Origin of the sequence: Kocuria sp. KD4, from assembly GCF_011769905.1 — a bacterium.
In the GTDB taxonomy this organism is placed as follows: domain Bacteria; phylum Actinomycetota; class Actinomycetes; order Actinomycetales; family Micrococcaceae; genus Kocuria; species Kocuria marina.
The window spans coordinates 567,094-591,615 of the sequence record NZ_CP050449.1 but is presented as its reverse complement, the minus strand read 5'-3'; the positions used below and the strand labels follow the sequence as shown (position 1 = coordinate 591,615).

The following is a 24,522-nucleotide window of genomic DNA, read 5'->3' as shown; positions in this document are numbered from 1 at the left end:
CACCGGGGCACCTTTTCATCCGCCGTGAGACTCACCTCGGCCTCCCCTGGCCGGGGCCGTGAGTCACACGGGAGAGAACTTCCCCCGGGTGTCGCACATCACACCAATGATTGATATTATGTCCTAACATACGGATGAATAGCGGTCCCGGGCACCGAGGGCCCACGATCGACGACGACGAAAGCGTGGTTCCAGCATGAGCGAGAACGAGCTGATCATTGGCACCGCCCCAGACTCCTGGGGTGTGTGGTTCCCGGAGGACGAGAAGCAAACGCCGTGGCAGCGCTTCCTCGATGAGGTCGCGGAGGCCGGCTACTCGTGGATCGAGCTGGGCCCCTACGGCTACCTGCCCACCGATCCCGAGACCCTCGCGCGGGAGCTGAAGGCCCGGGACCTGAAGATCAGTGCGGGCACCGTCTTCACGGCGTTCCACCGCGGCGCGGGCACGTGGGACGAGGCCTGGGAGCCCGCCCGCCGCGTCGCCGAGTTGACGGCCGCGATGGACGCGAAGCACGTCGTCGTGATCCCCGCCCTGTGGCGGGACGACAAGACCGGTGAGGCCGTGGAGGACCGCACCCTCAACGAGCGGCAGTGGGAGGACCTCACTGCGGGCCACGACCGCCTGGGCCGCACGCTGCAGGAGGAGTTCGGACTGTTCCAGCAGTTCCACTCCCATGCCGACTCCCACGTGGAGTCCATGCCCCAGATCGAGAAGTTCCTAGCGATGACGGACCCCTCCCTGGTCACGCTGTGCCTCGATACCGGCCACGCCGAGTACGGCGGGGCCTCCTCCGTGGAGCTGATCCGCAACCACCCCGAGCGCATCGGCTACCTGCACCTGAAGCAGGTCCACCCTGACGTCCTCGCCCGGGTCCGGGCCGAGGACATGACCTTCAAGGACGCCACAGCCGCGGGCGTGATGTGCGAGCCACCGCAGGGATTGCCGGACCTGCGCGAGGTGATCGAGCATGCCGAGCACCTCGGGCGGCCGCTGTTCGGGATCGTGGAGCAGGACATGTACCCCGTGGCCAACTTCGACGACCCCCTACCTATTGCATCCCGCACGTGTAACTACCTGCTCTCGTGCGGCTCGCGCACCACGGTGGCCTGAGCCCCGCGCACCCCTCCCGCGGCACGACGTTGCCGCACCAGTTGCTCTCGCAGCACCAGACCGCGAGCGGCACCACGTCGCCGCACCAGAAACTCTCGACAGAACGGAGCACCGCAGCAATGAGCGAGGACCTGAGAATCGCCGTCGTCGGAGCCGGCCGCATGGGCTCGGACCACATCGAGCGCATCCACCACCGCATGGAGCGCGCCCGGATCACCGCCATCGTGGACATCGACGAGACCAGGGCCGAGGCCGCCATCGACGGCATCGACGGCGCCCGCGTGTACACCGACTTCACCAGGGCCATCACCTCCGGCGAGGTGGACGCGGTGCTCGTGGCGACCCCCGGCTTCCTGCACGAGGACGTGCTGCTGCCCACCCTGGCCCAGGGGCTGCCGATCCTGTGCGAGAAGCCCTTGACCCCGGACTCCGCCTCCGCGTGGCGCGTGGTGCAGGCCGAGTCCGCGATCGGACGCAAGCTCATCCAGGTGGGGTTCATGCGCCGCTTCGACGCCGGCTACCAGCGCATCCAGCAGGCCGTGGCCTCCGGGGAGCATGGCGAGCTGCTCGCCTTGGACTGCGAGCACATCAACCCGGACGTCCCCGCCGGCTACACGGGCAGCAACCTCATCGACGACACCGTGGTCCATGAGTTCGACGGAGTGCGCTTCCTCACCGGCGAGGAGATCGCCTCCGTGCAGGTGCGCACGGGCAAAAACTCTTGCCACGCGACCACCGAGGGGCTGCAGGATCCCGCTCAGATCCTCATGGACACCGACTCCGGGGTGCGCATCTCGGTGAACACCCACGTCACCGCGCAGTACGGCTATGCCGTGACCACTCGCGCTTCCTTTGAGGAGACCCACCTGAACGAGGGTGTGGACCAGGTGCACCCCGGTTTCGAGGAGAGGTTCGCGGACGCGTACGACACCGAGGTCCAGGACTGGATCGACGGCTGCCTACGCGGCGAGGTGGCGGGTCCGGACGCCTGGGACGGCTACGCCGCGGCGGCGTGCTGCGAGGCCGGCCTTCGAGCGGTCGCGGAACCCGGGACCACCGTGGCCGTGGAGCTCAAGCAGAAGCCGGAGCTGTACCGCTGAGCGGTCCGAACCAACACCGAGACTGGCACTGGCACTGGCACTGGCACTGGCACTGAGGAGACCATCGTGAAAATCGCGCTCGACCCCACCCCGTTCCACTCCACGCACTCACTGCTGGAGTTCCCCCGCGTGGTCAAAGACCTGGGCTACGACTACCTGCAGATGACCCCGCACCAGGATTTCATTCCGTTCTTCACCCACCCAAAGGCGGATGACCAGCTGCTCGCAGACTTCTCGCGGGCTCTCAAGGGAGCGGACGTGCAGATCGCCTCCATCCTCCCGGTGCTGCGCTGGTCCTCCCCTGTGGAGGAGGAGCGCGAGGCAGCCGTGCGTAAGTGGAAACGCGTGATCCAGATCGCCGTGGACCTGGGCGTCACGCAGCTGAACACCGAGTTCTCAGGGCGACCCGAACTCTACGAGGAGTCGGAGAACAGCTTCTACCGCTCCATGGAGGAGCTGATGCCGATCATCGAACGCGAGGGTCTCAATGTGGCGATCGACCCGCACCCGGACGACTTCGTGGAGCGCGGACTGGACGCGTGGCGGGTGATCCGGGGCCTGAACTCCCCGAACATCGGCCTCACGTACGTGGCGTGCCACACCTTCCACATGGCGGACGACCCACTGGAGATCATGCGGGCGGTCGGCTCGCGGCTGCGCGTGGTTCACGTGGCGGACACCATGGATCACCACCGCTCCCACGGGTTGCGCTACATCACCAATCCTCCCGGCAACCCCGTGCGCGTCCACCAGCACCTGAAGATCGGTGACGGGGACGTGAACTGGGACGAGTTCTTCTCGGGTCTCGCGGAGATCGGGTTCCTGGACAACCCGGACACGGTCATGGTCTCCAGCGTCTTCGCCGAGAACGAGAACGCCCCCGAGGTCTCCCGCTACCAGTTGGAGACCATGCAAAAGAAGATCAACCAGGCCACCAGCGAGCGCTGACCGGCTGACAGGCAAAGGAGCCACCATGTCGCACCCACCCGCAGGCCACACGGCCGACAGACCCGGGACCAAGGAACTTCCCCCTCTGACAGAGGGCCCGCACACCAGACGTCTCGGCATGGTGGCCCTCGTGGCCACCTTCGGCGGGCTGCTCTTTGGCTACGACACCGGCGTGATCAACGGCGCGCTGCTGCCGATGTCGGAGGAACTGGGCCTGGATGAGAAGACCGAGGGCACGGTGACGAGCACGCTGCTCGTCGGCGCCGCAATCGGCGCCGTGTCGATCGGGCGTTTTTCGGACGGCTGGGGCCGCCGCAAGACGATCCTGCTACTGGCCGTCCTGTTCTTCCTCGGCACGCTGGCCTGCGTGTTCGCCCCCGGCCTGGCCGTGCTGCTGGTGGGTCGCTTCCTCCTGGGTCTGGCCGTGGGCGGCGCCTCCACCGTGGTTCCGGTCTTCCTGGCCGAGCTCGCCCCATACGAAATCCGGGGATCCCTCTCGGGTCGCAACGAGCTGATGATCGTCATCGGTCAGCTCGCGGCGTTCACCGTCAACGCCATCCTCGGCAATACGCTGGGTCACCTCGACGGCGTGTGGCGCATCATGCTCGCAGTGTGCGCCATTCCTGCGATCTTCCTGTTCTTCGGCATGCTGCGCATGCCGGAGTCCCCCCGCTGGCTAATCTCCAAGGGCCGCTACGACGAGGCCCTCGAGGTGCTCAAGACCGTCCGCTCGGAGGAACGCGCGGAGGCAGAGATGGGCGAGGTGGAGCGCGTCAGCGAGCTCGAGGCCAAGAAGCACGAGACCGGCATCTCCTCGGTACTCAAGAACAAGTGGCTGCTGCGCATCTTGCTCGTGGGCGTGGCCCTGGCCGTCTTCCAGCAGCTCACCGGCATCAACTCGGTGATGTACTACGGCCAGATCATCCTGCGCGATGCCGGCTTCGGCGCGGACGCCGCCCTGATCGCCAACATCGCACCGGGCGTGATCGCCGTGGTCGGCGGGTTCATCGCCCTCTGGATGATGGAGCGGATCAACCGTCGCGCCACGATCATCACCGGCTACGTCCTGGTGACCATCTTCCACCTGCTGATCGGGCTGTCCGCGGTTTTTTTCCCGGAGGGCAACGCGGCCCGTCCGTTCGTGATCCTGGTGCTGATCGTGTGCTTCGTGGGTTCCATGCAGACGTTCCTGAACGTGGCCACGTGGGTGCTGCTCTCGGAGATCTTCCCGCTGCACATGCGCGCGGTGGGCATGGGCTTCACGGTCTTCTGCCTCTGGATGGCCAACGCCGCCCTGAGCTGGGTGTTCCCGTCCCTGATCGCGGGCATCGGCATCAACGGCTCGTTCTTCAGCTTCGCCGTTGTCAACGCCGTGGCTGCCGTGGTGATGTGGAAGTTCCTTCCCGAGACCCGTGGACGCACGCTGGAGGCGGTCGAGGAGGACGTCACCACGGGCGCGATCTTCACCGTCCACAAGAAGTAACGCCCTCCCCAGCACAGAAGAACGCCCGGCCCGCTGTCAGCGGGCCGGGCGTTCTGCCATGGGACGCGGGCATCAGCGGCCGATGGATACTTCCCTGCCGTCCTGCGCCGCAGAGGCCGCGACAGCCTGGATGATCTCGAGCGTGTGCAGCCCGTCCGCGAAGGACGCGCACGGCAGCAACCCACCAGTGTCCCCGAGCACCTGGCCGAGGAACGCACGAGCCTGGATCACGAAGTTCTCGTTGTAGTTCCATCCGTTGCCGGGAGCGTCCATCGCGCAGGAGTTCGCGAACAGCGGGGTTTGCGGGTTGATGAGCACACGCCTCGGGCCACGCGTCGTGTATCCGGCCTGCGCGTCGTCGTACTCGAACTCCGCCGGCCTGTCGATGCGCCAAGCTGCTTGGGCCCAAGGGCCGATCACTTGGTAGCTCTGACCATTCGGGGATCCGAACGCTACGCGGGAGATCGTGTAAGTTCCGATCGCACCGTTGGCGAAGGTGCATGTGAAGGTCAAGAAGTCTTCGTTCTCCACCGGCTCGACCTCGTCCGAAACCTCCGTGTGTGCATGTCCCACCACGTTGCCCACGGGCAAGGGACGCTCCTTGTGGATCGTGTCCATGAATGCCCCCCGCACCGTAGTGATCGGGCCGTTGAGGAACTCGCCCGTGTCGATCACGTGCGAACCGAGATCTCCGAGCGCGCCCGAGCCGGGTGCTCCCTTGTAGCGCCAAGACATGGGTGCGCGGGGGTCGCACGAGTAGTCGCACAGGTAGGTGGCGATGAAGTTGCTCACCGGGCCGAAGTCCCCGCTCTCCAGCCGTTCCCGGATGGCGTTCAGCGCGGGCGTTCGGCGCACTGTGTACCCCGTGGCGGTTACGAGGGGACGCCCGGAGGAGTCCGTGCTCGCACCGTACTGGCGTTCGAGCTCCACCATGGCCTGCGCATCCTCGAGGTTGCCCGCCAGCGGCTTCTCGCACAGCACGTGCTTGCCGGACTCCAGCAGCCCCTGGGCGATCTCACGGTGCAGGGCGTTGCCCACCACGATGCTCACGGCGTCGATGCTCGGGTCCTCCGCAACCTGACGCCAATCCGAGTAAGTCTTCTCGAATCCATAACGACGCGTAGCGTCCTCACCGAGCGGGACATTTGCGTCGGCGATTGCGGCCAGTCGGATGCGCGGGAATGTGGCGTCATAGACACTGCCCGCCTGTCGATACCCGTAGGCATGGGCCCGGCCGGCCATACCCGCCCCGATGACCGCAACGGACAGTTCTTCTGTTCCCATGATTCCCTCTCTAGCTGATCGTATTGTCAGTATGTCCGAACAATTTTCCTGGCTGGCGTGGACAACGTCAAGACTCCGGGGAATGCGGATGTCGTACCGTAACTGATGTGGGACTGGTTGCAGGAGGATGACCACCCCCCCACGAAGGCACCGCCTGCGGGACAGCACATGCTCGCTTCGGTTATCAAAGAATCAGGTACAACGCCCCGAGTACGGTGACGGCAACTACCGCCCGGTCAAAGGCGTGCTGCGCGATTCGTGCGAAGGCCCATTTCCCCACCAATGCGCCGAGCACCACCCCTGGCACGAGGACGGCATCCATTGCCAAAGCATGGGCCGTCAGGAGCCCCAGACACACGGAGATAGGCACCTTCAAAACGTTCATCGTCACGAAGAACCAGGCCGCAGTTCCCAGAAAAGCGCGCTTGGGAAACCGGGCGGCCAAGAAGTACATAGTCATAACCGGACCCCCCACATTCGCAACCATCGTGGTGAACCCGCCCAGTGTGCCGTAGCTCGCCGCCACAACCTTCGTCGCGGCATGGGATTCTTCACCACTGGGAGCGCTCACCTCTTTCTTGCGCCCGCGACGTTGCCACAGAGTGATCCCCATGAGCACGAGTAGGAGAAAACCGATGGAGCACCGCACGGCAGAGTCACCCGCGACCGCCAGGAATGCTCCGCCGAGCGCAAGCCCCACGATCACCGCCGGCATCATCCGGACCAGAGTGGGCCAGTGCGCGTATCGTCGGTAGCTCCACAGGGCGAAACAGTCCCCCACGAGCAGCAGCACGAGCAGCACCCCCGTGGAAGCCCTGGCCGGGAGAGTCGCAGCAAACAGCGCCACCGCCAGGGTGTTGATACCGGGCATTGCCGTTTTGGAAAAACCTACGAGAAAGGCGCCGCACAACAGCCCAACCCAGGCGAGCCACGTCAGGTCGGGAAGCACCTGGGAATCATTCGTCGAAAGGCAGCCGCGAGTCCACCTCGGCCTTGTCCCATTGCTGCCGAACCCAGCCGTGATGGGGATCATCGCTGATCAGCCACTCCCGCACGGGACCCGGGCCGGCCATCACATTGAGGTAATACATGTCGTAGCCGGGAGGGGCCATTGCGGGGCCGTGCCAGCCGTAAGGCACCAGGACGACATCACCCGTGCGCACCTCGGCGGTGATATCGATAGGCCGCTCGTCAGACGCGTAAACGCGCTGGTAGCCAACGGCATCAGTCGCCTCCGCCGGGGCCTCGGGAGACACACGGGTCTCGAAGTAGTAGATCTCCTCGAGTCTAGTCTCCCGCCCTTCCTTCTCCTCGTCGTGCTTGTGGGGAGGGTAGGAGGACCAGTTACCGGAAGGGGTGAGGACTTCGCACACGATGAACCGGTCCGCCTCGAGGGTTGCAGGGGTCCCGAAGTTGCGAACCTCGCGGGAGCAATTGCCCGCCCCTCGCAATTCGAGTGGTGCTTCGTTCTTGCGGATCAGTCGTGTGGGGTATTCGTTTCGGGCGGGCGCGCTCGCCACCGCCACGCGCGTACCGGGCTCAGCACGCAGCTCCACGGACTTACCCACGCCGGTGTACAGCACATCCGTGGGCCCGTGAAACACCGAGTCACGGCCGTTGAGGTTGTACATCTCACCATCCGCGAGCACCGTGACATCCCCCGTCAGAGGGATCACGATGCGTTCCTCGGCCGCAGCTTCCAGATGGACAGGAACCTCGCTGGCTGTCAAAGTTCGAAGCCCGGTGTGTTCCCATCCCTCGATCACCAGCTGCGAATCGTGCCCGCCGATCGAAAGATCCCACGGCGCCTGAGCCGCACTCCCTGCGGGATAGACCCATTCAGTCATCGGTCATTCCTTCCGTTGCTGCGGTCCTCATCGCGGGGACCTTCATCAGTACTGCATTTGGCGGGCATAGTTCAGTTGGTGCTGCAGGCATCACGGGCAACACGGCCAGCGGTTGACAGAGACGCCGAGGCACGCCTGCCCGCGTCAAGCCGAGAGAGTCAATTCGAACGAGTACGAGTCGCCCCGATAGAGGTGACGGCCTGTTTCAACGCGACGACCGATGTCATCCGTGGCCGTGCGGGACATCGTCACAAGGGCAGCGCCCGCGGATGTTCCCAGTAGACCGGCCTGTTCGGCGGAGGCCACGGCGGCGCCTATCTTCTGCGTGGCCACACGGAAATTCACACCCTGACGGCGCAGGATCTCGTACAGCCCCATCCGCTCGAGTTCTTCGCGTTCCAGTGTGGCAATCGCCGGAGGCACCCAGTTCTCCATGATCGCGAGCGGCTTGCCGTTGCGATGTCGGAGACGTCGCAAGCGATAAACGGGTGCTGACACATCAATGCTCAGTGCTCGGGCAATTTCAGCTGGAGAGGGAACCTCCTCCAAATAGAGCACTGAGGTAGTGGGGTGAGACGCGTCCTGAGCGAGATCGTCATAGAGAGAAGTAAGCCGCACAGGCCGGCGCACTTCAGAGGCAACGACCTGTGTGCCTACGCCCCGTTTACGTACGAGGAGCCCGGAACGGACCAATTCGTCCATTGCTTTACGAACAGTAGGACGCGACAAATGCAGGTTCTTCGCCAGTGACAACTCGTTCTCGAGCATCGTCCCCGGCGGCAGTTCACCTTCCGTGATGGCGGATTCGATCCCGTGTACCAGCTGGTGATACAGAGGGACGGGCGAGCTCCGATCGATGGAAATGGTGGATGGAAACGACATGACTCTCCCACTGCAACCCGGATTCGTTTGTCTCATTGTAAGTACATATTGACAGTCGTCAATAGGGCCTTTAGGAGAAATTCCCCCTGCGAGCTACCTGGTCGTTCCAACCCGCTCGTCAACGCACCGCCCCGGCCACCTGCCTAGAGTGGTACCCATGACCAACGCGCAGCTTCCCGAGCAGGTATCCGAGATCTTCGACCCGCAGCAGTGGCGTCCGGTGCAGGGCTTCGAGGACCTGCAGGACATCACCTACCACCGCGGGGTGGAACGGGACGGGGACGTGGTCAGGGATCTGCCGTGGGTGCGGATCGCGTTCGACCGGCCCGAGGTGCGCAACGCATTCCGTCCCGGGACCGTGGACGAGCTGTACCGCAGCCTGGATCACGCCCGGATGTCCTCGGATGTTGGCGCCGTGATCCTCACGGGCAACGGCCCCTCCGCCAAGGACGGCGGGTGGGCGTTCTGCTCGGGCGGCGATCAGCGCATCCGCGGCCGGGACGGCTACCACTACGCCGAGGGTGAGACCGCGGACTCCATCGACCCGGCCCGCGCCGGACGCCTGCACATCCTGGAGGTCCAGCGCCTGATCCGCACGATGCCCAAAGTCGTGATCGCCGCGGTCTCCGGTTGGGCCGCTGGCGGCGGCCACTCGCTGCACGTGGTGTGCGACCTCACCATCGCGTCGAGCGAGCACGGCAAGTTCAAGCAGACGGACGCGACCGTGGGTTCGTTCGACGCCGGCTACGGTTCCGCCTTGCTGGCCCGCCAGGTGGGCCAGAAGTTCGCACGAGAGATCTTCTTTCTCGCGGATGAATATTCCGCCGAAGACATGCACCTGATGGGCGCGGTCAACCGGGTGGTCCCGCACGCGGACCTCGAGACGACGAGCGTCGAGTGGGCCCGTAAGATCACCGCTCAGTCCCCGCAGGCCGTGCGGATGCTCAAGTACGCGTTCAATCTCCCGGACGACGGCATGGTGGGCCAGCAGGTCTTCGCGGGCGAGGCCACCCGCATGGGCTACATGACCGACGAGGCCGTCGAGGGCCGGGACGCCTTCCTCCAGAAGCGCGACCCCGACTGGTCCGCGTTCCCCTACTACTTCTGAGCATCACGGCATGTCGGATTATCCGAATGATCCCGCGTTGCCGGGTGAGCCCGTGCCGGCACCCGAGGCGCGTGCGCTGCCGAGCGACGTCGTCACCCTGGACGGGCCCGTCCCCGGGGACCCACTCGAGCTCGTACCGCGCCTGACCGCAGCCCTGTCCCGACCGGGCCCTGCGGTGGTCGTGGCGACGTCCGGCTCCACCGGGCGCCCCAAGAAGACCGTGCTGAGCACGCAAGCTCTCACGGCCTCCGGTCGCGCCACCGAGCGTGCCACGGCAGGCCCCGGTCAATGGTTGCTGTGCCTACCGGCGCACTACGTCGCGGGCATCCAGGTGCTGGCGCGCTCGGTGCTTGCGGGCACGCGCCCGGTCGCGATGCCCACCGAGCATTTCACCCCCGCCGCGTTCGCGGACGCCGCGCAGCGGCTCACCCATCCGGTGCGCTACGTCTCGGTGGTGCCTACGCAGCTGCAGCGCATTCTGGACCCGCGCGACGGCGCACCCGACCCGCGCGCCGTCGCCGCCCTCGCCCGCTTCGATGCCGTCCTCGTGGGCGGCTCCGCGCTGTACCCCGACCTCGCCGCGCGCGCCGCGGACGAGGGCGTGCACGTGGTGCGCACATACGGGATGTCGGAGACGTGCGGGGGCTGCGTGTACGACGACGCCGCGCTCGACGCCGTCACCGCCGGGATCGTCCCCGACGGTGCACCATCCAGCGCCGTACCCGACCCGAACGAGCGCCGGGAGGGCCGGATCTGGCTGGGCGGGGCGGCCGTGGCCGACGGCTACCTGGACGATCCCGCCCAGACCGCGGACCACTTCCGTGTGATCGGCGGCGTGCGCTGGTACCGCACGGACGACCTCGGTGTGCTGCGGGAGGACGGGACGCTCAGGGTGCTGGGCCGCACGGACGACGTCATCAACACCGGCGGTGTGAAGGTCTCCGCGGGACTGGTCGCGGCCGAACTGCAGCGTGATGAGCGGGTCCGCCAGGCACTCGTGCTCGCTGTGCCGCACCCGGAGTGGGGGCAGGCGGTCGCGGCGTTGATCGCGCTGCGGGAGGGCTCGGACCTCAAGGCCGTGGAGCATGAACTGTCCTCGGCGATCCGGGACGGGCTCGGAGCCCCCGCGGTGCCCAAGCTGTGGCGTCACGTGGCGCAACTGCCCATGCTGGCCACGGGGAAACCCGACCGCCGTTCCGCCGAAGCGTTGTTCGCGAGCCCCGATGTATAGCGCGCCGGCGTTCCACGGGGCCGGGGTGTGGCTGCCGACCGCGACAGGCCGGGCGGTCCTTCGCGACGACCCCACGGACGGGACGAGGTGACATCATGCCCGCGCACTCCCTCGACCTGGTGCTCTCCCCCGCCTCAGATGATCTGATCCGCTCGCGGTGGGCGGCACTGCACGGGGCCGGTCTACCGAGCCTCGCCACGCATCGCGGTGCGTCCAACGCCCCGCACATCACCGCACTGTCCGCGCCCTCGATGCCCGAACACGTCCTGGCCCGAGCACGGGAGGTGTTCTCCGCATTGTTGCCGTGTTCCGTGGACATCCCTGGGTTGCTCGCTGTGGGGCACGGGCCGTTCGTGCTCGCGGAGTCGGTGATTGTGCCACCCGGGGTCACGGAGGCCGTCCGCGAGCTGGAACGGATCGCGGCGGAGTCCCGACCCCCGGCGCGCCCGTGGGTTCCGCACCTGACCCTGGGTAAGCGACTCACCGCGTCTCAGGTGGGTAAGGCCTTGGAAGTACTCGCAGACGTGCCCGCACCGCGCGCGGTCGAGATCACGGGCTTGCGACGGTGGGATCCCGACCAGCGCGTCACCGCCATGGTGGTGGGCTGAACCGGACCGGGCGGCTTACCGCGTTCGCGCCGTCGTCATCCCTTGGGCTCGGCGAGACCGCGCATGTCTGACGCACTCAGGCGCCCCAGCGCCCGACCGGAATCCGCGACCGCCTCCACGGCCGGGCCGCTGAGACCGCCTGGGCTCATCGTGTCCCCGGAACGTGTGCACGTGCACAGCGCGTGAAACAATGACACGAACCCGTCCCCGTTCTCGAAAGGTTGCACCGTGGCCACACCAGCTCAGTGGGTCGAGGGAGCACGTCTGCGTACGCTTCCCATGGCCGCGGCCCCCGTGATCGCCGGCACCGCCGCCGCCCAGTGGATGGCTGCCGCACGGTTGGGCCCCGCGGTCCTCGCGCTGCTGGTCGCGCTGTTCCTGCAGATCGGGGTGAACTACGCCAACGACTACTCGGACGGCGTGCGCGGGACGGACGACGATCGCGTGGGCCCGTTGCGTCTGACCGGCTCCGGTGCGGCATCCCCCCGCGAGGTCAAGACCGCGGCGTTCGTGTGCTTCGGGCTGGCCGCGCTCGCGGGCATCGCGCTCGTGGTGGTCTCCCACCAGTGGTGGCTCGCCGCGGTGGGTGTCCTGGCGATCCTCGCGGCATGGGGCTACACGGGTGGCAAGAAGCCCTACGGGTACATGGGACTCGGCGATCTCTTCGTGTTCATCTTCTTCGGCCTCGTGGCCACCCTGGGTACTACGATCACCCAGGCCGGGCGGCTCAACCTGGAGTCGTGGGTCCTGGCGATCTCCACCGGGCTGTTCGCGTGCGCGCTGCTCATGGCCAACAATGTCCGGGACATCCCCGGGGACCGCGCCGTGGGCAAGAAGACCCTGGCCGTGCGTCTGGGCGATCCGAAGGCCCGGCTCACGTTCACCACGGAGCTGTTCGTGGGGATGGTCCTGCCGTTGCTGCTCGTGCCCCACAACCCGTGGGTGCTCCTGATTTATGCCGTGACGCCACTGGCCATCGGCGCGGCCGTGACCGTGCTCAGGACCACCGACCGGCGCGAGCTGATCCCCGTGCTCAAGCAGTGCGGTTTCATCAACCTGGGCGTGACCGTGCTCTACGCGATCGCAGTGCTGGTGCACCAGTACCTGGGCTGACACTCCCCACCGCTTGAATCATGGCGTCGCGCTCCGGGTGTGCGCCATCGCGACCGCTGAAGTGCCCCGGGCCAGAACCCCGCGAGCGGACGCTCAGACGTCCTTGCGAGCCTCGCGGTCCGTGTAGGAGTCCTCGATCTCCTGGTCCTCCAGGGCCACCCGGTTGGTGGGCTTGGGGGTGCGCGAGATCCATCGGTGGAAGTCCTGGCCCGCGGCGTAATGCAGCTTGGGGAAGAAGATGTAGCAGATCGCGAAGGCCGCCACCACAGCCGCGATCCCGGAGAAGACCAACCCCAGCCCCAGGTACATGCACAGCAGGAGGAGCACCACCAGGATGCCCAGGCGCAGCAGGGAATACTTCACGAAGTTCACCCGACCATTCTACGGGCCCGCCCTGGGTGCTTCCCGGGCACCGTGGTTGCCTGCGAGAAGCCCCGATCTGGACAGGACGTTGCCCGTGCGGGGCATCTGCCTCGGACGCCCTCCCCGCTCAAGGCCCCGGCCCTGGTCAGGGCGCCTTCCTGCCCGGGCTCGATCCAGACGGGACGTGCTCCCGCACCCGCGAGGTTGACCCGAAGAGGAACTGCCCAGTCCACTCCCCTAGGATGATCCGCATGGGCAGAGCGATCCTGATCATCGGAGCAGGCGCCCTCGCTGTGGGCGTCATCATTTACGCGCTCATCGAGTGCGCGCAGTCGGACAAGTACGCCGTGCGGGCCATTCCCAAGTGGGGTTGGCTGTTGGTGATCCTGCTGTTGCCGGTGGTCGGGGCGGTGCTGTGGCTCTTCTTCGGCCGCCCCCGCAAGGACGACGCCGCCCGCGAACCCCAGCGCGGCCGCGGCCCGGACGACGACCCCCAGTTCCTGCGCAACCTCGAGGAGCGGCGCAAGCAACAGGAACGCGCTCGCAAGCTCCAGGAATGGGAGAACGAACTCAAGCGCACCGGTCGCGCCCCGGGCGAACGCCCCGACGCCGAGGAACCGGTGTTGGATCCCTCCGACCCGCGCCTCGCTGCTCCCTCCCCCGACCACCCGGCGGATGATGTCCGCGCGAACGACCCGGACGACGCCGCCCCCCGCAGCGGCTCCCACTCGGAAGACTCAGACGCCCCCCGGGACGATCCCGACGCGGACGGCCTGGACCCCGACGATCCGCGCGGCGACGACTCGCGTCCCGGTGGTTCCACTCCCCGCTAACGAGCCCGAGATACCCACTGAACATGACGTGAGCCCCGCCCCATGAGGGACGGGGCTCACCTGTTTCGCGAACTCATGTCACGGGCTCATGCCCGCGGAGGACTCACAGGCCCGAGTACGAGTGCAGGCCCGGGAACAGCGTGTTGACCACCGTGAAGTTGAACACCACGCACAGGTAGCCCGCGATCGACAGCCACGCGGAACGATTGCCGTTCCAGCCGCGGGTCACGCGCGCGTGCATGTAGGCGGCGTAGACGGTCCACACCACGAAGGTCCAGACCTCCTTGGTGTCCCAGCCCCAGAACCGACCCCAGGCCTGATCCGCCCAGATGGCACCGGCGGCCAGGGTGAAGGTCCAGAACACGAATCCCACGGAGTTGAGCCGGAACGAGAAGTTCTCGAGGGTCACGGACGTGGGCACGGCCCGCAGGAAGCCCAGACGGGCGTCCTCGCCGGCGGCCAGCTTCTTCTCGCGGCGGGACTGCAGCAACTGCAGCACGGCCATCGCGAACGTGATGGTGAAGATCCCGGAGGCCGCGACCGCGATGGACACGTGGATGATGAGCCAGTAGGACTGCAGTGCGGGCTGCAAGGGGGACACGGGGGTCGGGAACGCGATCGTGGCCAGACACAGCATGATGAGCACGAGGCCGGAGACCATGGGTCCCACGAAGCGCAGGTCCTTGAAGAACAGCGTCACGAGGTACACGCCGGCCACCACCAGGGCGCCCGTGGTGCAGAACTCGTACATGTTGGCCCACGGCACACGGTCCGCGGCGACACCGCGGGAGACCACCGCGAACGCGTGCAGCAGGAACGCGATGACCATGAGGGTCACGGCCACGCGGGCAGCCGGGCGGCGGCTGTTGTGCTGGTAGTCCAGCGCCTCGAACTCGTTCACGCCTTTGGCGCCGTCCGCCGAGGTCCGGAACTCATCCGCGACGGACTCACCGGTCCCCGCGCCGTCGCCGGACGCACCCCCGGCGGAAGAGCGAGTGAACGCGGAACGCGACACCGTGGAACCGACCGTGGCGGAACCCGCCGCCCGGGCCCCGGAATGCGCGGCCGTGGCGCCCACGAGTTCCTTGGCCTCGCCCTCGGCGGTGTCACGCCGGGCACGTTCAGTCAGGCCGAGGGTCTTGGAGTGGGAGGCCATGTCCCACACGAAGGCCACGAACACCACTAGGTAGGTCATGGCGGCCAGGAGCATGAACCATTCGCTCCAGTTGCCCAAGGTCACGTTGATGTTGCTACCCATTAGTTCACGCCTTCGAATTCAGGTGGAACTCCCGCACGCCGCGGTCCTCCCACAATGACGTCCACAGAGCTGTCAGTTTTTCCGCTTCCGCGCCCAAGCGGTGGTCCTCGCCACGCGCCAACAGTCCGTACTCCAGAACAGTACACCGCACCCCGTTGGCGTCCTCCGTGGTGGTGGCCCGCACCCACGCCCTCCGTCGCGCGATGAACAGGCTCATGATGAGCCCGATGAACGCGAGCACGAAGGAGATGAACGCGGGGATCCGCCCGGGGTCGCTGTGCACGTCCAGACCCACGTAGCGCTTCACGTCCAGGAATTCCACGCTGCCCTTGCCGTTGGGCAACTGCACCTCGCGGTGTTGACCGTCCAGCAGGATCGGGCCGTTGGCCGAAGTCATGGAGTTCAGTTCCGTGAGGTTCTCGGTGTTGAGCACGTACACGTTCTGCGGTTGCCCGCTGTCCAGGCCCAGGTCCCCGTAGAACGAGGACAGGATCAGCGCGGGGTTGTTCAGCGCGGGGTCCGCGGAGCGCGGGATCTCCCCCGGCTCCGAGACGGCCGTGGGCAACAACAACCCCGCGAACCCGAGCTGATCGGGGCGGGCGTCCGGGACCTTGAGGGTCAGCGAGGACGTGTACACGGAGTCCGAGGGGACCGTGACCACGGGGCCCTCGTAGGCCACGTTGCCCTCCCCGTCCGTCACGCGGATCACGGGCGCGTAACCGTTGCCTACCAGGTACACCTTGGTGCCGTTGACGTTGAGGGGCTTGTTGACCGCGAGGTTCACGTCCTGGGGTGTGGCCCCGGGTTCGTCTGTGACGGTCAGGTCCGCGTTGAAGTCGGTGGGCTGACCGTAGTGCCGGGGATCCGAGGTGTCCCGGTTGAACGTGGCCTGGAAGTTGTTGAGCCGCACCGAGAAGGGGTTGAGCCAGTCCGGGTCGAAATTGGTCCCTGGGTTGAAGGAGTCGTAGTCCACGAGGGTGTTCACGAAGGACTCCCCCTCCACGATGATCTTCTGCCCCTTGTACCCGAACAGGGCACCGATCGCCACGGAGACCAACACGCCCAGCAGCGCTACGTGGAAGAGGATGTTGCCCACTTCCTTGAGCATCCCGCGCTCGGCCGCGACCGACGGCGCCGCGGAGCCCAGGTCCTGTGTCTGCACCCGGTAGCCGCGCTTCTTCAGGGCGGCGGCGGCCTGCTCGACGGCGTCGTCCGGGGAAGGTGCGGCAGCGCCGTCGCGCCCGCCCAGCATGACCTTGCGGTACTGCGGCAACCGGGAGATCCGGCGCGGGGTGCGCGGCGGCTTGGAACGCCACGCTTTGAAGTGCTGGACGGCGCGCGGGAGCACGCAGCCCACGAGCGAGATGAAGAGCAGGAGGTAGATCGCGGAGAACCAGTAGGAGGAGAAGACGTCGAACAGCTGCAGGCGGTCCAGCCACGGACCCATGGTGGGGTTCGCCTCGATGTAGCTGGTCACCGCGTCCGGGTCCTGGACCCGCTGGGGGAACAGGGATCCCGGGACCGCGGCGATCGCGAGCAACAACAACAGCACGAGGGCCGTGGACATCTTGGTCAGTTGCCGCCAGGCCCACCGGGCCATGCCGAGGGGACCCAGTGAGGGGACCTCCACGTCGGAACGCTGCGCCTTCTTCGGGCGTGGCGTGCGCGTCTCGGTCATATCGGCATCACCCAATCGGTTACGAATTCGGACTGGACCCACGAGACCAGTGCGGACCACACGCCCGTGGCCATGGCGGCCCCGATGAGCACGAGCACGGCACCGCCCACGCGCTGCAGCGTGAGACGGTGCCTGCGGAAGAAGGACATGGCCCCCATGCCCCGGCGCAACGCCAGAGCGATCAGCACGAACGGGACGCCCAGTCCCAGGCAGTAGGCGGTGGTGAGCACCACGGCCTTGCCGGTGGACGCGCCGTCCACGTAGACGAGCGCCTGCACCGCGGCGAAAGTCGGGCCGATGCACGGGGCCCACCCCAGACCGAAGGCCATCCCCAGGAGGGGCGCACCCCACAGCCCCGGGGGCGGGCGGCGCTCGATCTTGCGGTCACGCTGGAACCACGAGAAACCACCCATGAAGACCACGCCCATGAGCATCACCAGAATCCCGAGCACCACCATGATCCACTGCTGGCCCAACAACCAGGCGAACGCGCCGAGCTGCGCGAGCACCACGGACATCAGCACGAACACTACGGAGAACCCCAGGACGAACAGCACCACGCCCGTGAGGATGCGCCCGCGCCGTTGTTCCCGCAGGTCCACCCCGGTGAGCCCGGTGATGTAGCCCAGGTACCCGGGCACTAGGGGCAGCACGCACGGTGAGGCGAAGGAGACGAATCCCGCGAGCAGCGCCACGGGCAGCGCGGCAATCAGTGAACCGTCGAGGACGACCTCGGCGAAGGGATTGCCGTTCATGCGGACTCAGCCACCGTGTCCTTGATCAGGGCGTCCAGGGTGGATTTGTCCGCTTTGCCCAGCACGCGGGCGGCCACGCGACCCTGCTCGTCCAGAACGAGGGTCGTGGGGACGGCCTGCGGCGGGACGTAGTCGCTCAGTGCGAGCAGCACGGCCCCGTTGAGATCGGACGCGGAGGGGTAGTCCACCCCGTAGTTGCGTTCGAACGCCTCCGCGGTGGGCTGCTGGTCGCGCAGGTTCACGCCCAGGAACTGCGCGCGGTCCTGGTACTCGTGGTGCAGGGCCACGAGGTCCGGGGCCTCCGCGCGGCACGGCGCGCACCCTGCGTACCAGAAGTTCACGACGGCGGGCTTGCCGCGCAGGCTCTCGGCGCTCACGGTGCTGCCGTCGAACATCTCGGCCTCGAACTGCACGGGCTCCCCGCGCTGCTCCGGCGCGTACTCGCTCACGGAACCGTCACCGGCCACGTAGCCCTTATCGCCGCCGGCGTTGGCCTGCTGGGCGAGGCTGTCGTTGCCCGAGGACGAGCACCCCGCGAGCGCGAGCCCAAGACACACCACCACGGCGACCGCTCCCGTGCGCACTCGGGCACGGGCAGGCAGGGAACGGGCGGATGAACAACGCGGAGAAGTCACGGGGAGAACACCTGGGAAGAGGTCGTGGGGTGAGAGATCAATTATGAGCCGGGAAGCTGATTGACGCCTGGATAGAGGTGGGCGGCGGGTTCCCGGTAGGAGACCTCCGGGACCTGCGCGGCGTCCACGTCCTCGAACGTTAAGGACGTCAGGGAGGCGAGGTTGCACTCACGCCGCCGCGGGTCGTGCGGCAACGGACGGCCCTGCGCGGACAACCGCGTGAGCCAGATCGGCAACTGGTGGGACACGGCTACGGCCTGGGCGCCGTCGCCACCGCGGCGCACCGCGTCCCGGGCGAGTTCCCGCACGGCCTGTGCCATGCGCTCGACCTGCGCCTTGTAGGGCTCACCCCACGAGGGCCGCAAGGGGTTGAGCATGTAGGGCCAGTGCTTGGGCTTGGCGAGCTCACGCCCGGTCACGTGCAGACCCTGGAAGTGGTTGGCCGGTTCGATCAACCGCTCGTCCGTGCGTACCTCGAGCCCCAGCTCGCGGGCCACGGGTGCGGCAGTCTCCCGCGTGCGGGTCAGCGGCGAGCACGCCAGCAGAACGATCCGATCGCCATCCTGGACCCGCCGGGCCAGGTCCGCCGCGGCGGCCTCGGCCATCCGAGCGCCCTTCTCGGACAGGTGGTAGTCCGGGAGCCGCCCGTAGACCACGTGCGCGGGGTTGTGGACCTCGCCGTGGCGCAGGAGGTGAACGGTTGCTGAAGGCATGCCCCCAGTGTCTCAAACCCCGCTGTCAGCCCCCAATCGGTCCCGTCGGCACGGAACTGACCCCGTCAGGACAGCACTGCGCGTCAGGACAGCACGGCGCGCAACCGGGCGGCGTCGATGCGCAACCGGTCCCACGGGGCTCCGTCCACGAAGACCACGGGGATGTACTCGGCGTAGTCGCGCAGCAGCTGCGGATCGCCCGTGATGTCCCGCTCGCGGTACTCGCTGCCCGTCTGCTCGCACACCCCGGTCACGACCTCGCGCGCGTCCTCGCACAGATGGCATCCCGGTTTGGTCAGTAGCGTCACTGTGTGCGCCGGGCGCGGGCGGGTCCAGTCCGCGCCGGAGAGCAGGGGCGTACGACGTCGCTCGCGCCCGTCCTGCCGCCCCGCGGCACCGGCGCCCGCGCCGGTTCCACGCGCCGTCGCCGTTGCGGGAGCCATCGTCGTCCCGCGCGTCGTCGCCGCTGCGGGTTCCGCCTGCACGGCGGGGCCCGGTTCGGCCGGACGGGCGGGATCGAGACGGTCGGGGCTCACGGGCTGCTGCGTCATGCGGCCCATGCTACGCACGCGGACACTGCGCACACGATGAAGGCCCCGTTCCCGTAGCGGGAACGGGGCCTATCACGGGCGCGCTTACTTCTTGTTACGGCGCTGGTGACGAGTCTTGCGAAGCAGCTTGCGGTGCTTCTTCTTGGACATGCGCTTGCGGCGCTTCTTGATGACCGAACCCATAGGATCCCTCACAGTTCTCTGGACAGTGGTATTTGCTGGAGGCCGCGGGTGAACACCGCCCCGCCCCTGCTAGCGCGGGGGCAACATACGTTTAACGGCAAACTACTGGCCTACCTTACCGTGCGACCCCGCCGGGCCCGAAAACGGGCACTCAGGCGCTCGCGCGGCGATCGGCGTCGAGTTCCTCGTCCTGCTCTGGCCGCCCGTCCTGCTCCGTGACGGAACGCCCCCGCGGCGTGGCCGTGCGCTTGTCCCGGGACGACGCCACACGGTCCAGCGAGCGTGGTTCCGCGACCGAGGCGCGGGAGTCGTCCGGGTCCACGCCGGCTTCCTCGTACTGGTAGGTGATGTGTTCGGCCACGAGGCGGGCGGCCAGGTTGTGGTCCCCCGCTTCGAGGGCGCCCACGATGGCCCGGTGTTCGGCGCGGATGCGGCTGGACGTGGTGCTCCACAGCGGCACATGACCCACGAGTGCCAGGGTGTACTCGTAGATCGAGTCCCGCAGGGCGGTGAACAATGCCGCGTTCACCGCGTTGCCGCCCGCCTTGACCAGCGCGATGTGGAAGCTCACGTAGAGGTGGTGGAACTGCTTGAGCCCCAGGTCCTCGTCCATCTGCGCCATGATCGCGTGCAGTTCCTCGCGCGGGATGCTGTGCTTCTCGGCGTTCTCGAGGGCCGAGGTCTCGAGCATCACGCGAGTCTGGACGATGTCACGCAACGGGTGCTGCGATGTCGCTATGTGCAACTGCAGTGCGGGACCCGCGGACGCGGCCGGTTCGCGCACCAGGATGGGGAGAATGCTGCGGTGCGGGCCCTCGAAGAGTTTGACGATGCCCTGGGCCTCCAGGATCTTGAGGGTCTCACGCATGGAGTTGCGGGACACCCGGAAGATCGCGGCCAGGTCCTTGTCGGTGGGCAGTCGTTGACCCAGCACCAGGTTTGCGTCGAACAGCTCGTTCTCGAGCCATTGCAGAACCTCTCGATGCGTTGCCATATATCCCACCCTAAACGTCGTACGGCGCCCGACCGCCGTATGGCACGGTCGGGCGCCTGGCGCGCCGCTCTCCGGACGCGGCCGTGCTCAGATGATGCCCTGGGCCACCATGGCCCGGGCGACCTTGAGGAACCCCGCGATGTTCGCACCGGCCACGTAGTTGCCCGGCATCCCGAACTCCTCGGCGGTCTCCGCGCAGCGATCGTGGATCCCGCGCATGATCTCCCGCAGGCGTTGCTGCGTGTAGTCGAAGCTCCACGAGTCGCGGGACGCGTTCTGCTGCATCTCGAGCGCGGACGTGGCCACACCGCCGGCGTTGGCGGCCTTACCCGGCGCGAACAGCACGTCCGATTCCTGGAACCGACGCACGGCCTCGGTGGTGCACGGCATGTTGGCACCCTCGGCGACGGCCAAGATCCCGTTCTCGAGCAGGGTCTTGGCCTGACGGCCGTTGAGCTCGTTCTGCGTGGCACACGGCAGCGCGACCGTGCCGGGGACGTCCCACACCGAACCGTCGGAGACGAATCGGGCGCTCGAGCCGCGCCGTTCGGCGTACTCGCTGATCCGGGCCCGCTCAACCTCCTTGACCTGCTTGAGCAGCTCGAGGTCGATGCCATTGCTGTCCACCACGTAACCGCTCGAGTCCGACGCCGTGAGCGCCTTGGCGCCGAGCGACTGGGCCCGCTCGATCGCGTAGATCGCCACGTTGCCCGAACCGGAGACGATCACGTCCCGGCCCTCGAGGTCCAACCCGCGGGTCTTGAGCATCTCCTCCGCGAACATCACCGCACCGTAGCCCGTGGCCTCGGTGCGCACGAGCGAACCGCCCCAGGACAGGCCCTTGCCCGTGAGCACACCGGACTCGTAGCGGTTGGTGATGCGCTTGTACTGACCGAAGAGGTACCCGATCTCACGCCCGCCCACGCCGATGTCACCGGCGGGGACGTCCGTGTACTCACCGATGTGGCGGTACAGCTCGGTCATGAAGGACTGGCAGAACCGCATGATCTCCGCGTCACTGCGCCCGGACGGGTCAAAGTCCGATCCACCCTTGCCGCCGCCGATGGGCATGCCGGTCAGCGCATTCTTGAAGATCTGCTCGAAACCCAGGAACTTCACGATGCCCAGGTACACCGACGGGTGGAACCGCAAGCCACCCTTGTAAGGACCCAGCGCGGAGTTGAACTCCACCCGGAACCCGCGGTTGATGTGCACCTGGCCCTGGTCGTCCATCCACGGCACACGGAAAATGATCTGACGTTCGGGTTCGCAGATACGCTCCACGATCGCGGAGTCCAACAGATCCGGATGGCGAGCCACCACGGGACCCAACGACTCGAAGACCTCGTCCACGGCCTGGTGGAACTCGGACTCACCCGGGTTGCGCGCCGTGACGATCTGTCGGATGGGGATCAGTTTCTCGTGCATGTCTCTCCTGCCCTCTTGAAAGGTCTGCGGCTCCCACTCAACCGCGGCGTGAACCGCGGTTGCGGCGCCGGAAACCCGTCAGAGTGGACAGCAGACCACTCTGACGGCGATGCGCGGCCCCGCGAGGTCGGATGAGCTCCGCGATCTCGGGCGAGTTCGTCTCCGGCGAGACAGCGCGGGGCTCTGCATCGTGGGGCTCTGCATCATGCGCGGCACGGGGCTGCGCACCGGGCTCGGTGTGGGCACCGTCGTCCAGACTATCCCCTGTGACCTGGGCCTCCCGCTCGCTGGCCAGGCCCTCCAGATCAGCGGAATTGATATCTTCTTCGGTGACTCCCGAGCTGAACTGCACGACTTTCTCGGACTCCTGGGATGATTCGTTGAAAAACTCGGCTTCTGCGGGCGTCTCTGCTTCGCCTGAATTTTCTTCCGGACGGGGATCATCGACCGGGGATCCGGGGGTGACCGTGGGAGCGGGGATGTCCAGGACCTCGGGATCGTCCGAGGTGTTGGTGGCCTCCGCGGCCTCCGTCGTGACGTCGGTGACCTCCGCCGTGAACCACGGCAGGGACCGCTCGGGTTCGCGCACAGGTTCCTGGGCGGCGTCGAGGTCAGCGGCCTCGACACGTACGGGCTCCGGGCGCGGGGCGTCCTCGGGCGACGGTGCGGCGTCATGGTCGGTCGACTCGGCGGAGGCGTCCGTGGTCAGCTGCGCAGCGTCGTCGACGGCCAGCTGCGCAGCGACGTCGTTCGCCATGGCGGGCTCATCGCCCTCGGCCGGGGCGGACTCGCGCGTATCCGTCACGGGAGTGTCCGCCTCGTTCGCGGCGGCGACCAGCTCGTTCACCCAGTCGAGCACGGCCACGAAGGGCTCGGCGGTGAGGTTGTAGAAGCGCTTCTGTCCCTGGGCGCGCGTGGTGACCATCCCGGCGTCGCGCAGGACCTTGAGGTGCTTGGACACCGTGGGCTGGGAGACCTCGAGCGCGGTGACCAGTTCGCCCACCGGCTGGGGCCCGCCGCACAGGGCCGTGAGGATGCGGCGTCGGGTGGGGTCGGACAAGGCGGAATATGCGTCGTGGGACATGGGATTCACCTTAGACGGGCTGCCCACCCCGACCCAATCAGACCTTCCCGTCACGGGTCGGTCCCACCAGCGTCAGCCCTGCCAGGGTCAGTCGTACCAGGGGTCCAGTCCCCACTGGGGAAAGACCTCCTTGCGCGTGGCCATGATGCTGCGGTCGGTCTCGTCACTGGGGTCGTAGCCGATCTCCCACGAGCGCCACCAGATGTCGACGTCGTCGCCCATGCGCTCGGGCGGGCGCCCGCCGTACTTTTCGGCCATGTAGCTGCGCCACGCCTGCGGGACCGGCGTGTTCACGTCCACGGGGTATCCCGAGGCGACCCCCACGAGGTGCGCCCACGAGCGGGGAACGGCGTCGTGGCAGTCGTACCCGCCGCCACCCGTGGCGATCCACCGGCCCTCACATAATTCCGCCGCGAGCTCGGACACCGCCAACGCGATCTGACGCTGCCCGTCCACGCTCATGCGTAAATGGGTCAATTCGTCCTGGAAGTGGGAGTCACAGCCGTGCTGGGAGACGATCACCTCGGGACGGAACTCGCGCGCGATCGGGGGGACCACGGCGTCGTACGCTCGAAGCCACTGGGAGTCGTCCGCGCGCGTGGGCATGGCCACGTTGACCGCGGTGCCGGCCGCCGCCCCGGAGCCGATCTCGTTGGCGAAGCCCGTGCCCGGGAACAGGGACAGGCCCGTCTCGTGCAGGGACACGGTCATCACGCGGGGCTCGTCGTAGAAAATCGACTGGGTGCCGTCCCCGTGGTGGCCGTCCACGTCCACGTAGAGCACGCGCTGCACTCCGTTGTTCAAGAGATGCTGGATGGCCACGGCGCAGTCGTTGTACACGCAAAAACCTGAGGCCTTGTCCGCCGCGGCATGGTGCATGCCACCGCCGAAGTTCACGGCGTGGACCACGGAACCGCTCAGCAGGTCCACGGCACCCTGGTAGCTGCCGCCCACCAGGCGCGCACTCGATTCGTGGATGCCCTCGTAGCCGGGAGTGTCCTCGGTGCCCAAACCGCATTCGGGGATCTGCCGCGTGGGGTCCTCCGAGACGGCGCGCACGGACTGCACGTAGGTCTTGGTGTGCACGAGTTCCAGGACGGAGTCGTCCGGGACCTCGGGGACGGTGACCCGCACGTTGGGCGCGGTGTCCAGGCCCAGGTTGTGCACCAACCGCATGGTCGCGTCCAGGCGTGTGGGGCTCATGGGGTGGTAGTCCCCGAAGTCGTACTGGAGCAACCGGGGATCCCAGTAGACACTGGTGGGGTAGACGGCATCCTTGCCCGTTGTCGCGGAGCTCACACCTCCATTAGAACACTCACGCGCGTGCGGCAG

At 67.2% G+C, this 24,522-nt stretch carries 25 protein-coding genes; 9 read left to right on the top strand and 16 right to left on the bottom strand.

The window, feature by feature from the left end:
* The first annotated feature begins 196 nt into the window (after window positions 1–196).
* The 4 genes from HBK84_RS02700 (at window position 197) to HBK84_RS02685 (ending at window position 4,642) form a co-directional block, all read left to right on the top strand.
* A complete protein-coding gene (locus tag HBK84_RS02700) occupies window positions 197–1,111 on the top strand; it encodes a sugar phosphate isomerase/epimerase (RefSeq protein WP_167318123.1) in 915 nt (304 codons plus the stop codon).
* Between the two features lie 119 nt (window positions 1,112–1,230).
* Window positions 1,231–2,211 carry a Gfo/Idh/MocA family protein gene (locus HBK84_RS02695; RefSeq protein ID WP_167318122.1) on the top strand — a complete coding sequence of 327 codons (981 nt, stop codon included), beginning with the start codon at window positions 1,231–1,233 and terminating at the stop codon, window positions 2,209–2,211.
* 66 nt (window positions 2,212–2,277) lie between these two features.
* On the top strand, window positions 2,278–3,159 hold the full coding sequence (locus HBK84_RS02690; RefSeq protein ID WP_167318121.1) for a sugar phosphate isomerase/epimerase family protein: 882 nt from the start codon (window positions 2,278–2,280) through the stop codon (window positions 3,157–3,159).
* Window positions 3,160–3,184: 25 nt separating this feature from the next.
* Entirely contained in the window at window positions 3,185–4,642 is a 1,458-nt protein-coding gene (locus HBK84_RS02685; protein WP_167318120.1) for a sugar porter family MFS transporter, read from the top strand.
* Window positions 4,643–4,714: 72 nt separating this feature from the next.
* Here HBK84_RS02685 and HBK84_RS02680 read toward each other — a convergent pair whose 3' ends face one another.
* The 4 genes from HBK84_RS02680 to HBK84_RS02665 form a co-directional block, all read right to left on the bottom strand.
* Window positions 4,715–5,926: a Gfo/Idh/MocA family protein gene (locus tag HBK84_RS02680; RefSeq protein WP_167318119.1), complete on the bottom strand. Its 1,212-nt coding sequence runs from the start codon at window positions 5,924–5,926 to the stop codon at window positions 4,715–4,717.
* Between the two features lie 184 nt (window positions 5,927–6,110).
* Window positions 6,111–6,875, bottom strand: coding sequence for a sulfite exporter TauE/SafE family protein (locus HBK84_RS02675; RefSeq protein WP_240919072.1), 765 nt, complete (start codon window positions 6,873–6,875; stop codon window positions 6,111–6,113).
* 7 nt (window positions 6,876–6,882) lie between these two features.
* Window positions 6,883–7,773, bottom strand: coding sequence for a 5-deoxy-glucuronate isomerase (gene iolB / locus HBK84_RS02670; protein ID WP_167318117.1), 891 nt, complete (start codon window positions 7,771–7,773; stop codon window positions 6,883–6,885).
* Between the two features lie 144 nt (window positions 7,774–7,917).
* On the bottom strand, window positions 7,918–8,655 hold the full coding sequence (locus HBK84_RS02665; protein ID WP_167318116.1) for a GntR family transcriptional regulator: 738 nt from the start codon (window positions 8,653–8,655) through the stop codon (window positions 7,918–7,920).
* A 157-nt stretch (window positions 8,656–8,812) separates the two neighbouring features.
* Between HBK84_RS02665 and HBK84_RS02660 the strand changes: the two genes are divergently transcribed.
* From HBK84_RS02660 to HBK84_RS02645, 4 genes are all read left to right on the top strand, one after another.
* Window positions 8,813–9,763 carry a 1,4-dihydroxy-2-naphthoyl-CoA synthase gene (locus HBK84_RS02660; protein WP_167318115.1) on the top strand — a complete coding sequence of 317 codons (951 nt, stop codon included), beginning with the start codon at window positions 8,813–8,815 and terminating at the stop codon, window positions 9,761–9,763.
* A 10-nt stretch (window positions 9,764–9,773) separates the two neighbouring features.
* On the top strand, window positions 9,774–10,994 hold the full coding sequence (locus HBK84_RS02655) for an AMP-binding protein (protein ID WP_167318114.1): 1,221 nt from the start codon (window positions 9,774–9,776) through the stop codon (window positions 10,992–10,994).
* A 95-nt stretch (window positions 10,995–11,089) separates the two neighbouring features.
* Window positions 11,090–11,602, top strand: coding sequence for a 2'-5' RNA ligase family protein (locus HBK84_RS02650; RefSeq protein ID WP_144997354.1), 513 nt, complete (start codon window positions 11,090–11,092; stop codon window positions 11,600–11,602).
* A 228-nt stretch (window positions 11,603–11,830) separates the two neighbouring features.
* The gene (locus HBK84_RS02645; protein ID WP_144997352.1) at window positions 11,831–12,715 is read left to right on the top strand and encodes a 1,4-dihydroxy-2-naphthoate polyprenyltransferase; all 885 of its coding nucleotides are present in this window, start codon (window positions 11,831–11,833) and stop codon (window positions 12,713–12,715) included.
* A gap of 93 nt (window positions 12,716–12,808) precedes the next feature.
* On the opposite strand, the gene HBK84_RS02640 is transcribed toward HBK84_RS02645, so the two are convergent.
* Entirely contained in the window at window positions 12,809–13,087 is a 279-nt protein-coding gene (locus tag HBK84_RS02640) for a DUF4229 domain-containing protein (protein WP_167318113.1), read from the bottom strand.
* 242 nt (window positions 13,088–13,329) lie between these two features.
* Between HBK84_RS02640 and HBK84_RS12795 the strand changes: the two genes are divergently transcribed.
* Window positions 13,330–13,911 (top strand): PLDc N-terminal domain-containing protein, encoded by a 582-nt coding sequence (locus HBK84_RS12795; RefSeq protein WP_240919071.1) that lies wholly within the window; start codon window positions 13,330–13,332, stop codon window positions 13,909–13,911.
* A gap of 103 nt (window positions 13,912–14,014) precedes the next feature.
* Here the strand turns inward: HBK84_RS12795 and ccsB are convergent, their stop codons facing one another.
* The 11 genes from ccsB to HBK84_RS02580 form a co-directional block, all read right to left on the bottom strand.
* A complete protein-coding gene (gene ccsB / locus HBK84_RS02630; RefSeq protein ID WP_240505566.1) occupies window positions 14,015–15,169 on the bottom strand; it encodes a c-type cytochrome biogenesis protein CcsB in 1,155 nt (384 codons plus the stop codon).
* 4 nt (window positions 15,170–15,173) lie between these two features.
* Window positions 15,174–16,847 (bottom strand): cytochrome c biogenesis protein ResB, encoded by a 1,674-nt coding sequence (locus HBK84_RS02625; RefSeq protein ID WP_085106235.1) that lies wholly within the window; start codon window positions 16,845–16,847, stop codon window positions 15,174–15,176.
* Window positions 16,844–17,602, bottom strand: coding sequence for a cytochrome c biogenesis CcdA family protein (locus tag HBK84_RS02620; protein WP_167318112.1), 759 nt, complete (start codon window positions 17,600–17,602; stop codon window positions 16,844–16,846). The genes HBK84_RS02625 and HBK84_RS02620 overlap by 4 nt, the downstream gene beginning before the upstream one ends.
* Entirely contained in the window at window positions 17,599–18,237 is a 639-nt protein-coding gene (locus HBK84_RS02615; protein ID WP_370520575.1) for a TlpA family protein disulfide reductase, read from the bottom strand. The genes HBK84_RS02620 and HBK84_RS02615 overlap by 4 nt, the downstream gene beginning before the upstream one ends.
* Window positions 18,238–18,278: 41 nt before the next feature.
* Window positions 18,279–18,950: a histidine phosphatase family protein gene (locus tag HBK84_RS02610; protein ID WP_085106233.1), complete on the bottom strand. Its 672-nt coding sequence runs from the start codon at window positions 18,948–18,950 to the stop codon at window positions 18,279–18,281.
* An 83-nt stretch (window positions 18,951–19,033) separates the two neighbouring features.
* On the bottom strand, window positions 19,034–19,501 hold the full coding sequence (locus HBK84_RS02605) for a glutaredoxin family protein (protein ID WP_240919070.1): 468 nt from the start codon (window positions 19,499–19,501) through the stop codon (window positions 19,034–19,036).
* An 84-nt stretch (window positions 19,502–19,585) separates the two neighbouring features.
* Complete coding sequence (locus HBK84_RS02600; RefSeq protein WP_005504750.1) at window positions 19,586–19,684, bottom strand: 30S ribosomal protein bS22; 99 nt, start codon at window positions 19,682–19,684, stop codon at window positions 19,586–19,588.
* 151 nt (window positions 19,685–19,835) lie between these two features.
* On the bottom strand, window positions 19,836–20,678 hold the full coding sequence (locus tag HBK84_RS02595; RefSeq protein WP_085106231.1) for a FadR/GntR family transcriptional regulator: 843 nt from the start codon (window positions 20,676–20,678) through the stop codon (window positions 19,836–19,838).
* 87 nt (window positions 20,679–20,765) lie between these two features.
* Complete coding sequence (gdhA, locus tag HBK84_RS02590) at window positions 20,766–22,106, bottom strand: NADP-specific glutamate dehydrogenase (RefSeq protein ID WP_085106230.1); 1,341 nt, start codon at window positions 22,104–22,106, stop codon at window positions 20,766–20,768.
* A 37-nt stretch (window positions 22,107–22,143) separates the two neighbouring features.
* A complete protein-coding gene (locus HBK84_RS12620) occupies window positions 22,144–23,190 on the bottom strand; it encodes a metalloregulator ArsR/SmtB family transcription factor (protein ID WP_206069183.1) in 1,047 nt (348 codons plus the stop codon).
* A gap of 87 nt (window positions 23,191–23,277) precedes the next feature.
* A complete protein-coding gene (locus tag HBK84_RS02580) occupies window positions 23,278–24,489 on the bottom strand; it encodes an acetoin utilization protein AcuC (RefSeq protein ID WP_240919069.1) in 1,212 nt (403 codons plus the stop codon).
* Window positions 24,490–24,522 lie beyond the last annotated feature (33 nt).

What these genes read in the sequence shown, in the direction of transcription:
- HBK84_RS02700 (WP_167318123.1), top strand. Translation starts at nt 197, where the DNA reads ATGAGCGAGAACGAGCTGATCATTGGCACCGCCCCAGACTCCTGGGGT.
- HBK84_RS02695 (WP_167318122.1), top strand. Translation starts at nt 1,231, where the DNA reads ATGAGCGAGGACCTGAGAATCGCCGTCGTCGGAGCCGGCCGCATGGGC.
- HBK84_RS02685 (WP_167318120.1), top strand. Translation starts at nt 3,185, where the DNA reads ATGTCGCACCCACCCGCAGGCCACACGGCCGACAGACCCGGGACCAAG.
- HBK84_RS02680 (WP_167318119.1), bottom strand. Translation starts at nt 5,926, where the DNA reads ATGGGAACAGAAGAACTGTCCGTTGCGGTCATCGGGGCGGGTATGGCC.
- iolB (WP_167318117.1), bottom strand. Translation starts at nt 7,773, where the DNA reads ATGACTGAATGGGTCTATCCCGCAGGGAGTGCGGCTCAGGCGCCGTGG.
- HBK84_RS02665 (WP_167318116.1), bottom strand. Translation starts at nt 8,655, where the DNA reads ATGTCGTTTCCATCCACCATTTCCATCGATCGGAGCTCGCCCGTCCCT.
- HBK84_RS02660 (WP_167318115.1), top strand. Translation starts at nt 8,813, where the DNA reads ATGACCAACGCGCAGCTTCCCGAGCAGGTATCCGAGATCTTCGACCCG.
- HBK84_RS02655 (WP_167318114.1), top strand. Translation starts at nt 9,774, where the DNA reads ATGTCGGATTATCCGAATGATCCCGCGTTGCCGGGTGAGCCCGTGCCG.
- HBK84_RS02650 (WP_144997354.1), top strand. Translation starts at nt 11,090, where the DNA reads ATGCCCGCGCACTCCCTCGACCTGGTGCTCTCCCCCGCCTCAGATGAT.
- HBK84_RS12795 (WP_240919071.1), top strand. Translation starts at nt 13,330, where the DNA reads ATGGGCAGAGCGATCCTGATCATCGGAGCAGGCGCCCTCGCTGTGGGC.
- ccsB (WP_240505566.1), bottom strand. Translation starts at nt 15,169, where the DNA reads ATGGGTAGCAACATCAACGTGACCTTGGGCAACTGGAGCGAATGGTTC.
- HBK84_RS02625 (WP_085106235.1), bottom strand. Translation starts at nt 16,847, where the DNA reads ATGACCGAGACGCGCACGCCACGCCCGAAGAAGGCGCAGCGTTCCGAC.
- HBK84_RS02620 (WP_167318112.1), bottom strand. Translation starts at nt 17,602, where the DNA reads ATGAACGGCAATCCCTTCGCCGAGGTCGTCCTCGACGGTTCACTGATT.
- HBK84_RS02610 (WP_085106233.1), bottom strand. Translation starts at nt 18,950, where the DNA reads ATGCCTTCAGCAACCGTTCACCTCCTGCGCCACGGCGAGGTCCACAAC.
- HBK84_RS02605 (WP_240919070.1), bottom strand. Translation starts at nt 19,501, where the DNA reads ATGACGCAGCAGCCCGTGAGCCCCGACCGTCTCGATCCCGCCCGTCCG.
- HBK84_RS02600 (WP_005504750.1), bottom strand. Translation starts at nt 19,684, where the DNA reads ATGGGTTCGGTCATCAAGAAGCGCCGCAAGCGCATGTCCAAGAAGAAG.
- HBK84_RS02595 (WP_085106231.1), bottom strand. Translation starts at nt 20,678, where the DNA reads ATGGCAACGCATCGAGAGGTTCTGCAATGGCTCGAGAACGAGCTGTTC.
- gdhA (WP_085106230.1), bottom strand. Translation starts at nt 22,106, where the DNA reads ATGCACGAGAAACTGATCCCCATCCGACAGATCGTCACGGCGCGCAAC.
- HBK84_RS12620 (WP_206069183.1), bottom strand. Translation starts at nt 23,190, where the DNA reads ATGTCCCACGACGCATATTCCGCCTTGTCCGACCCCACCCGACGCCGC.